Here is a 9,580-nt window from a genome sequence, read left to right as displayed (position 1 = left end):
ACCCCCATAGAAGTTGGTCTGGGGGGCTCGGATTTGTGTATACGACCCCGCCCTTCGCGGTGTCCGGTTCCCGTCCGGGCCGGCGCGTCGGCCCGGACGAAAGGCAGGGGGCCCACCGAACGGCGGGCCCCCTTGGGTACTGCTCTTGTGCTCATGGTGACGGCTGTCGGGAGCCGCCGGTGGACCCGTCGGGGTCCCGAGCGATCAGATCATCAGAGGATGGTCAGACAGCGGTGACGTTCTCCGCCTGCGGGCCCTTCGGGCCCTGGGTGACGTCGAAGGTGACCGTCTGGTTCTCCTCCAGCGAACGGAAGCCGTTCGCGTTGATGGCGGAGTAGTGAACGAAGACGTCGGGGCCGCCGCCCTCCTGGGCGATGAAGCCGAAGCCCTTCTCAGCGTTGAACCACTTGACGGTTCCCTGAGCCATGCCGTTCTCCTTGCGATGCGTGTCGGGGACCACACCGTGTGGCCCCCGGTCCGCTGCGCTGATCGCCCTGCCTCCGGACGAGTCCGAAGTTTTTCGATATTGCTGAAAAACTACAAAAAGCCTGCGGTTACATGCTCCGCAGGCTTCAAGTACTGCAAGGGGAATCAAACTGCAACTGAGGGCAACGCTAGCATGCGGCCGCTGTGACGACCAGAGGTCACTTACGGCGTGGAAGGCGCGTGTCGTAAGGGCGAGAGCGGGCGTGGAAAGGCGTGTTGGGGGCGCGTGAGGGCGTGTCGGGTGGCCGGTGCGAGCCGTGGTGAACCACAGGCATACGCTGCGGGGAGGCGCACGAACAGCAAGGGAGCGGCGCAGTGGCAGCACCGGACGCACAAACACCGGACGCGCAAACGCGGGAGCCCCAGGAGAACACGCCGGCCCGGCCCCGGGTCGGCCATATTCAGTTCCTGAACTGCGTTCCCCTCTACTGGGGGCTCGCCAGGACCGGCAATCTGCTCGACCTGGATCTCACCAAGGACACCCCGGAGAAGCTGAGCGACCAGCTCGTCGGCGGCGCCCTCGACATCGGCCCGATCACCTGCGTGGAGTACCTGCGCAACGCCGACGACCTGCTGGTCCTGCCCGACATCGCGGTCGGCAGCGACGGCCCGGTGATGTCCTGCCTGATCGTGAGCAAGGTGCCGCTCGCCGACCTCGACGGCCGCCGGGTCGCCCTCGGCTCCACCAGCCGCACCTCGGTCCGGCTCGCCCGGCTCCTCCTCGAAGAGCGCGAGGGCGTGCGCCCCGACTACTTCAGCTGCCCGCCCGACCTCAGCGCGATGCTCGCCGAGGCCGACGCCGCCGTCCTGATCGGCGACCCTGCGCTGCGCGCCTACCTCGGGCAGGCCGCCGACCTCGGGCTGACCGTCCACGACCTCGGCGAGATGTGGAAGGAATGGACCGGCCTGCCGTTCGTCTTCGCGGTCTGGGCGGTGCGCCGCGAGTTCGCCGAGCGGCGCCCGGAGCTGACCGCGGCCGTGCACCGGGCCTTCCTGGAATCCCGCGACCTCTCGCTGGTCGAGGCCGCCAAGGTCGCCGAACAGGCCGCCCGTTGGGAGGTCTTCGGGGCGGACGTGCTGGAGCGCTACTTCAGCGAAGCGCTCGACTTCTCGCTCGGCGCCCGCCAGTTGGCCGGCGTCGCCGAGTTCGCCCGGCGGGTCGCGCACGACAGCGGCTTCGCGCCGGACGTGGCCGTGCGGCTGCTGGAACCGGCCGAACTGCCGCTGCAGCCGGTGGAGCTGCCGGTCGGCGGGTGAACCCGCGGCCGGGCGGGGCCGTCGCGGTCGCTGCGGGGTGACGGCCGGTGGGGCGGCCTCCCCGGCTGCGCGGCCGGGCGGGGCAGCGCCGGGGGGCGGCCGGGCGGGGCCGCGCCGGGGACGACCTCTTTTCCGCTGATCCCGTCGGCGGGCTGAAGGGGGTCGGTCCGGCCCGGTACGGTCTGCTCCCGGGGTGTCAGCGGCGGGTGGCCCGCCGGGAGCACGCCCCGGGAGCGGCGCACGCGGCCGGGCACCCGCCCGGGGCCGCGCGTGCGAGGGCGAGGGGAGCGTGCGGGCCATGCAAGCACTGGGGGCGGGCGATCCGCGCCAGGTGGGCGCCTACCGGCTGCTGCGTCGGCTCGGCGCGGGCGGAATGGGCCGGGTCTACCTCGGCCGGACGGCCGGCGGGCGCACCGTCGCCGTGAAGGTGGTGCGCCCGGAACTGGCCGACGACGCCGAGTTCCGCGCCCGGTTCCGGCAGGAGGTGGCCGCCGCCCGCCGGGTCGGTGGCACCTGGACGGCGCCCGTCCTGGACGCCGACACCGAGGGCGAGCAGCCCTGGGTCGCCACCGGCTACGTCGCCGGGCCCGCGCTCACCACCGCCGTCCAGGAGTACGGGCCGCTGCCCGAACCGGCCGTCCGCGCCCTCGGGGTCGGGCTCGCCGGGGCGCTCGCCCACGTGCACGGGCTCGACCTGGTGCACCGGGACGTCAAACCGTCCAACGTGCTGCTGACCCTGGACGGGCCGCGGCTGATCGACTTCGGCATCGCCAGGGCGCTCGACGCGACCGGCGGCTTCACGCGATCGGGCCACGTGGTCGGCTCACCCGGCTTCATGTCGCCCGAACAGGCGAGCGGGCAGCCGGTCGGACCGGCCGGGGACGTCTTCTCGCTCGGCGCCGTGCTGGCCTTCGCCGCCACCGGCGTGCACCCCTTCGGAGAGGGCGTCAGCGCGGCCGTCCTGCTCTACCGGGTGCTGCACGAGGAACCCGATGTGGCCGGACTGCCGCAGGGGCTGCGGGCGATCGTCACGGACTGCCTGGCCAAGGACCCGGCCGCCCGGCCCACCCCGCAGCAGCTGGCCGCCCGGCTGGACCCGGACGGCGCGGGCGGCGCCAGGTTGTGGGGCTTCCTGCCGCCGGCGCTGGCGGCGGGGGTGGGACGCGGTGCGGTGGAACTGCTGGACCTGGAGGACGAGCCCGAGGGGGCGCAGACGGACGCAGCGCAGGCGGAGCCGACGCCGACCTTCGTGCCCAGGGGCTACTACCCGCCGTCGATGGTGCGGCAGCCCGCGCCCGGCGGGCCGCGGCGGCGGGCGGGGCTCGCGGCCGCGGCGGTGCTGACGGTCGCGCTGCTCGGGGGCGGGGGGTACGGGTTGTACGCCTGGTGGCAGGCACCCGGTCCCGATCCGGTGGCCTCGGGGCCGACCACGGGGCCGGTCCCGGTCCCGTCCGTCGACCCGGGCGACGCCGTCGCCTCACCCGGGGCCTTCGTGCCGGGCGGGACGGACGGCCCGTCCGCATCCGCTTCCTCCCCCTCCGCTCCCTCTTCCCCGTCCTCCCCTTCTGCTCCCGCCGCCGCCTCGCCGTCGGCTCCCGCGACCGGCGGGCCGAACGCGGTGCCGGCCGGCTTCCTGGGCACCTGGAGCGGGGACATGATCACCGACAAGGGCCTGCCCGGCGGCACCACCACGCTCACCGTCCGCCCGGCGGCGATCGGCCAGGAGACCACCGGCAGCCGCAACGCCGTCTCCGGGCTGATCCCGATCAGCTGCGAGGGGAGTTGGACGCTCACGTCGGTCTCCGACACCAAGCTGGTGTTCCGGTCCCGGCTGGTCCGCTCCTCGCTCCCCGGAGCCTGCACCGGCGGCGCCAACGCCGAGACGCTCACCCTGCAGCCCGACGGGACGATCCGGTTCACCTCCGCCGACCCGGCGGCCGGAAACCCGGCCGGGACCCTGCACAGGACGAACGGGGCGGCGGGCTGAGGATGCCCGAAAGGCCTGGCGTAGGCTGGTTCGGCCGTACCCGAGTAGCACTTGAGAGAGAGAAGGCCGCCAGGTGACCGAGCTCGCAGCGACCACCCTCGATGCGTCCAGCACCGACCTGCGGGCCGTGCTCGACCGGGCCGCCGCCGGCGGCCGGATCACTCCGGAGGAGGCGCTGGAGCTCTACCGCTCCGCGCCGCTGCACGCGCTCGGCTCCGCCGCCGACGCGGTGCGCCGCCGCCGCTACGCCGGTACCGAGCACATCGCGACGTACATCATCGAGCGGAACATCAACTACACCAACGTCTGCGTGACGGCGTGCAAGTTCTGCGCCTTCTACGTGCCGCCGAAGAGTGACAAGGGCTGGTCCCGCGAACTCGACGAGATCCTGCGCCGCTGCGCCGAGACGGTCGAGCTGGGCGGCACCCAGATCATGTTCCAGGGCGGCCACCACCCGGACTACGGCGTGGAGTACTACGAGCGCGCGTTCTCGGCGATCAAGGCCGACTTCCCGCAGCTGGTGATCCACTCGCTGGGCGCCTCCGAGGTCGAGCACATGTCCCGGATCTCGGGGGTCTCCATCGAGGAGGCCATCACCCGGATCCACAAGGCGGGCCTGGACTCCTTCGCCGGCGCCGGCGCCGAACTGCTCCCGGAGCGCCCGCGCAAGGCGATCGCCCCGCTCAAGGAGTCCGGCGAGCGCTGGCTGGAGATCATGGAGGCCGCGCACGGCCTCGGCGTGGAGTCCACCTCCACCATGCTGATGGGCACCGGCGAGACCAACGCCGAGCGGATCGAGCACCTGCGCATGATCCGCGACGTGCAGGACCGCACCGGCGGCTTCCGGGCCTTCATCCCGTACACCTACCAGCCGCAGAACAACCACCTCAAGGGCTCCACCCAGGCCACCGTCTTCGAGTACCTGCGGATGATCGCCATCGCCCGCCTGTTCCTCGACAACATCGCCCACATCCAGGGCTCCTGGCTCACCACCGGCAAGGAGGCGGGCCAGCTGTCGCTGCACTACGGCGCGGACGACCTCGGCTCGGTCATGCTGGAGGAGAACGTCGTCTCGGCGGCCGGCGCCAAGCACCGCTCCAACCTCACCGAGCTGATCCACCTGATCCGGGCCGCCGACCGCGTCCCGGCGCAGCGCTCGACCACGTACGAGCACCTGCGGGTGCTGGACGACCCGGCGAACGACCCGGTCGACCCGCGGGTCGCCTCGCACATCGCCTCCACGGCGATCGAGGGCGGCACGGCGCACCCCGAGCTGAAGATCCTGGACAACTGAGGCTCCCTGCGTGCGGGGGCCCCGCGTTCGTGAGGGTCCCTGCGTGCGCGGGGCTCCTGTGTGCGCGGGGCTCCTGCGTTCGTGAGGGTCCCTGCGTCGTTCGGGGGATTCCCGGGCTCGTGAGGATCCCGGACGAGTGAGGGTCCCGGGCAGCCGAGGATCCCGGACGAGTGAGGACACCACCCGCCGTGCTGACCCTGCACCGGGCCGCCTTCGTGCTGCCCGACCCGGCCGACCCGACCGCCCCGTCCTTCGCGGACGGGGCGGTGGTGGTGCGCGGCGAACGCGTCGAGGCGGTCGGACCGTACCGGGAACTGGCGGCCGCGCACCCGGACGCGCGGGTGCGGGACTGGGGCTCGGCGGTGCTCGCCCCCGGGCTGCGCAACCCGTACGGGCACTGGCTGTTGGAGCGGGCCTACCACCCGGACCCGCGGGAGGAGATCGGCGTCGAGCCGGTGGCCGACGGACTGGCCGGATCGACGGACGAGGCGCGGTGCGGGGCGAGTGCGCGGCGCGGGCTGCAGCGGATGCTCGGGTTCGGGGTGACGGCGGTGGCCGGTCCGTTCGCGCGTCCCTCGGTGCGGACGGCGGTGGGGCGGTCGGGGGTCGTCGAGGTGCCGGTCCGGCCGGGCGGTGCGGACGTCGCGGACGTTCCGGACGGCACGGGTGCTGCAGGTGTTTCTGGTGCTGCGGGCGGCGCGGGCGGCACGGGTGCTGCGGGCGGCGCGGGTGCTTCTGGTGCTGCGGGCGGGGGTTCGTTGGACCCGCTGGCCGTGCTGCCCTTCGCGGAGGCCGTGTACGGGCGGGTGGCGGTCGGCGGGCGGGCGGACTTCGCGGTGTTCCCGGCCGCGGGGGAGGGGCGTGCCGAGCCGGTGGCGGGCGGGTGCCTGGCCACGGTGCTGGGCGGGAGGCTGATGTACCGGCGGCGCTGAGCGGGCCGGTGACGGTTCCGTGGGGGTCCCGCGGGGAGCCCGTGGCGGGCCGGTGCGGGATCGGTGGGGGGCTGCCGGAGGGCGGCGGGGAGCCCGCGGGCCCGGCCCGGGTCCGGTGGCGGACCGGTGGCGGACCGGAGGTCGTCCGGCGACGCCACTGTGACGTACTCGTCAGTAGCCGGATTCCCTTCCGGCGCACGGGACTTCCTTCGCGTACACCCGAACTCTGCTGCCGGTGGCGGGGGATGATTGTCCCTTCGCCGTGACCTGAGGGCCCGCCAGCGGATACGATCCCGGACAGCTCGATCCGTACCCTCACCACACCACCGCCCGTGCCCGCGGGCGGCGGGGCCCGTCCCCGGCCCCGACGGCAAGCCAGGACAGGAACCATGCAAACCGCGACCGTTCCCCCGCCGCGCGTCCCGCGGTTGGGCCGTGGTTGGTACCTCGCCGCCGTGCTCAGCGCCGTGCTGGCCGTCGGCATGTGCCTGCTCGGCTGGCGCCAGGCCGACCAGGCCGACCGGATCGCGGCGCACCCGGTGAGAATCGAGGGCACCGTCACCCAGCTCCCGACCGGCGGCGGCACCTACAGCGCTGTCAGCTACCAGGTCGGCGGCCAGCCGCACACCGCGGCCGCGCTGCCCGTCGCGGACGGCACCAAGCTCGGTGACGCGATCTGCCTGGAACACGCCGCCGACGACGCGGGCGCGGTGCGGATCTGCGGCGACACCTACCCGCAGCCCGTCGGCGTGGGCCTGGCCCGGTTCAGCGTTCCGGTCGCCGTGGTGCTCTTCGCGGTCTGCGTGCTGCGCATCTGGCGACACCGCAGGGCGGTCGCGGTCCGCGCCGGACAGGGGCGGCTGGCCGCCAACCTCGCGATGGCGACGGAAGCGCTGGCCGACGGGATGCCCGCGATCACCCACGGCAAACGCTCCCGCCGCAAGCGCCGGGCGGGCGGGCGACGCGGCCAGCACTGAGGGGGCCACTCCCGTCCCCGGGGGCCGGCCGGCACTGAGGGGGCCACTCCCGTCCCCGGGGACCGGGGCGACCCGTCGGCGCATCCGGGGCGAGGCCGGGGTGCGTGCGGTGTCGAGCCGCTGTTCGGTCCGGTGCGGAGCCCGGTGGTGCGCCCCGTGGTGCGGGCCATCGCGGGGGCCGTCGCGGGGCCCGGCGTGCGGCGCATCGTGCGCCCCGTTGGTCGGGGAGTCCGGGCGAGGGTGAACAATGGGGGCGTGACCCGAGCCTCTCTGGACAAGCAGCCGCACGAAGTCGCCGCCATGTTCGACGACGTCGCGGCGAACTACGACCGCACCAACGACGTGCTCTCCCTCGGCCAGGCCCGCGCCTGGCGCCGGGCGGTGGCCGAGGCCGTGGCCGCCGGACCGGGGGACCTCGTGCTCGACCTCGGGGCCGGCACCGGCACCTCCTCGCTGCCCTTCGCCGAGGCCGGGGCCCAGGTCGTCCCGTGCGACTTCTCGGTCGGCATGCTCGCCGAGGGCAAGGCCCGTCACCCCGAGCTGGCGCTCACCGCGGGGGACGCCACCCGGCTGCCGTTCGCGGACGGCACCTTCGACTCGGTGACGATCTCCTTCGCGCTGCGCAACGTCCAGGACACCGACGCGGCGCTGAGCGAGATGCTGCGGGTCGCCAAGCCCGGCGGCAAGCTGGTGATCTGCGAGTTCTCCACGCCGACCTGGACGCCGTTCCGGACGGTCTACACCGAGTACCTGATGCGCGCGCTGCCGCCGGTCGCCACGGCCGTCAGCAGCAACCCGGAGGCGTACGTCTACCTCGCCGAGTCCATCCGGGCCTGGCCGGACCAGCCGGGGCTGGCCGCCAAGCTGCAGGAGAACGGCTGGTCGAAGGTCGCCTGGCGGAACCTCACCGGCGGGATCGTCGCGCTGCACCGGGCGTACAAGACCGCGTAGGCGGTGCGGGCGGTGCAGGTCACCGGGCGGACCGGGCGGACCGGCCTCGGCGGGTGACCGGGCGGACCGGCAGGCCGGTGCCGGGCGGGCGGTCGGGCGGGTGACCGGGCGGGGACGCGGGCAGTTCCGGCGGCGTGAGCGGAACTAGACTGCCGAAGACAAAAGCCGCCGTCCCCCCGCCGCAGCTCCAGGAGTGTGTCCACGTGTCCGAGACCGCAGCCGATCTGACGAAGCCGGACAGCCCGGTGGAGAGCACGGCCGACGTCATCGTGGTCGGCGCGGGCCCGGCCGGTGCCACCACGGCGTACTACCTGGCCCAGGCCGGGCTGGACGTGCTGCTGCTGGAGAAGACCGCCTTCCCGCGGGAGAAGGTCTGCGGCGACGGCCTCACCCCGCGCGCCACCAAGCAGCTGGTGGACATGGGCATCGACGTCTCCACCGAGAACGGCTGGCTGCACAACAAGGGCCTGCGGATCATCGGCGGCGGCGTCCGGCTGGAGCTGGACTGGCCCGAGCTGTCCTCCTTCCCCGACTACGGCCTGGTCCGCAAGCGCGCCGACTTCGACGAGCTGCTGGCCCGTCAGGCCGAGAAGGCCGGCGCCCGCCTCTACGAGCGCTGCAACGTCAGCGGGCCGGTCCTGGACGAGCGCACCGGCCGGATCGTCGGCGTCACCGCCAAGCTCGGCGAGGAGAAGCGGCCGGTCACCTTCCGCGCCCCGCTGGTCGTCGCCGCCGACGGCAACTCGACCCGGCTCTCCCTCGCCATGGGCCTGCACCGGCGCGAGGACCGCCCGATGGGCGTCGCCTACCGCACCTACTTCAACTCCCCGCGCCACGACGACGACTACCTGGAGTCCTGGCTGGAGCTGTGGGACACCCGCGGCGGTCAGCGCAAGCTGCTGCCCGGCTACGGGTGGGTCTTCGGCATGGGCGACGGCACCTCCAACGTGGGCCTCGGCATCCTCAACTCCTCGCCGGCCTTCGGCGAACTGGACTGGCGCGACGTGCTCAAGGCCTGGTGCGCCGGGATGCCGGAGGAATGGGGCTACACCCCCGACAACATGACCGAGCCGATCCGCGGCGCCGCGCTGCCGATGGCCTTCAACCGGCAGCCGCACTACACCCGCGGCCTGCTGCTCGTCGGCGACGCGGGCGGCATGGTCAACCCGTTCAACGGCGAGGGCATCGCCTACGCGATGGAATCCGGCCAGATCGCCGCCGGCGTCATCGTGCAGGCCCTCGCCCGGGTCACCGACGGGGGCCGGGAACGCGCCCTCCAGGCCTACCCGCGCATCCTCAAGGACGTGTACGGCGGCTACTACACGCTGGGCCGGGCCTTCGTGAAGCTCATCGGCAACCCGAAGGTGATGCAGCTGGCGGCCCAGCACGGCCTGCCCCGGCCGCTGCTGATGCGCTTCACCCTCAAGCTGCTCGCCAACCTGACCGACCCGCAGGGCGGCGACGCGATGGACCGCGTCATCAACGGCCTCACCCGGGTCGCGCCGAACGCCTAGGTCTGTCCGGCCGGACAGACCTAGTCCGGAGCCCCTTCCGACTCCACCGCAGCAGTCTCTGCGGCAGGCCCCTCCGGCCGCTGCCCGGCCTGCTCCTCCGCCGCCCTCCCCCCGGCCGCGGCCCGGACGCCGGGGGCGGCGGCGCGGGCGTGGTAGGTGGCGAGGCGCGCGGGCGAGTACCC

The 9,580-nt window shown here is 73.8% G+C and carries 8 protein-coding genes; 7 read left to right on the top strand and 1 reads right to left on the bottom strand.

Annotated elements, in window-relative coordinates; genetic code table 11:
* Positions 1–223 precede the first annotated feature (223 nt).
* Entirely contained in the window at positions 224–427 is a 204-nt protein-coding gene (locus tag ACFV0O_RS22640; protein ID WP_189920031.1) for a cold-shock protein, read from the bottom strand.
* 374 nt (positions 428–801) lie between these two features.
* Between ACFV0O_RS22640 and ACFV0O_RS22635 the strand changes: the two genes are divergently transcribed.
* The 7 genes from ACFV0O_RS22635 to ACFV0O_RS22605 all read left to right on the top strand — a co-directional run bounded on the left by ACFV0O_RS22635 (position 802) and on the right by ACFV0O_RS22605 (position 9,398).
* Positions 802–1,743, top strand: coding sequence for a menaquinone biosynthetic enzyme MqnA/MqnD family protein (locus tag ACFV0O_RS22635; RefSeq protein ID WP_380344597.1), 942 nt, complete (start codon positions 802–804; stop codon positions 1,741–1,743).
* A gap of 298 nt (positions 1,744–2,041) precedes the next feature.
* Positions 2,042–3,730, top strand: coding sequence for a serine/threonine-protein kinase (locus ACFV0O_RS22630; protein ID WP_380344594.1), 1,689 nt, complete (start codon positions 2,042–2,044; stop codon positions 3,728–3,730).
* A gap of 73 nt (positions 3,731–3,803) precedes the next feature.
* Positions 3,804–5,024: a cyclic dehypoxanthinyl futalosine synthase gene (gene mqnC / locus ACFV0O_RS22625; protein ID WP_360257069.1), complete on the top strand. Its 1,221-nt coding sequence runs from the start codon at positions 3,804–3,806 to the stop codon at positions 5,022–5,024.
* A 170-nt stretch (positions 5,025–5,194) separates the two neighbouring features.
* Positions 5,195–5,956: a hypothetical protein gene (locus ACFV0O_RS22620; protein WP_380344590.1), complete on the top strand. Its 762-nt coding sequence runs from the start codon at positions 5,195–5,197 to the stop codon at positions 5,954–5,956.
* A 389-nt stretch (positions 5,957–6,345) separates the two neighbouring features.
* A complete protein-coding gene (locus tag ACFV0O_RS22615) occupies positions 6,346–6,933 on the top strand; it encodes a hypothetical protein (RefSeq protein ID WP_380344587.1) in 588 nt (195 codons plus the stop codon).
* A 255-nt stretch (positions 6,934–7,188) separates the two neighbouring features.
* Positions 7,189–7,884, top strand: a complete 696-nt coding sequence (locus ACFV0O_RS22610; protein WP_380344585.1) for a demethylmenaquinone methyltransferase — start codon at positions 7,189–7,191, stop codon at positions 7,882–7,884.
* 203 nt (positions 7,885–8,087) lie between these two features.
* On the top strand, positions 8,088–9,398 hold the full coding sequence (locus ACFV0O_RS22605; RefSeq protein ID WP_360257061.1) for a geranylgeranyl reductase family protein: 1,311 nt from the start codon (positions 8,088–8,090) through the stop codon (positions 9,396–9,398).
* The last annotated feature ends 182 nt before the right edge of the window (positions 9,399–9,580 follow it).

Origin of the sequence: Kitasatospora sp. NPDC059577 (genome assembly GCF_042735475.1) — a bacterium.
In the GTDB taxonomy this organism is placed as follows: domain Bacteria; phylum Actinomycetota; class Actinomycetes; order Streptomycetales; family Streptomycetaceae; genus Kitasatospora.
This window is presented reverse-complemented; position numbering and strand designations above follow the sequence as displayed.

Bases quoted from the DNA above. Each gene is read 5' to 3' on its own strand.
- ACFV0O_RS22640 (WP_189920031.1), bottom strand. From the start codon at position 427: ATGGCTCAGGGAACCGTCAAGTGGTTCAACGCTGAGAAGGGCTTCGGC.
- ACFV0O_RS22615 (WP_380344587.1), top strand. From the start codon at position 6,346: ATGCAAACCGCGACCGTTCCCCCGCCGCGCGTCCCGCGGTTGGGCCGT.
- ACFV0O_RS22630 (WP_380344594.1), top strand. From the start codon at position 2,042: ATGCAAGCACTGGGGGCGGGCGATCCGCGCCAGGTGGGCGCCTACCGG.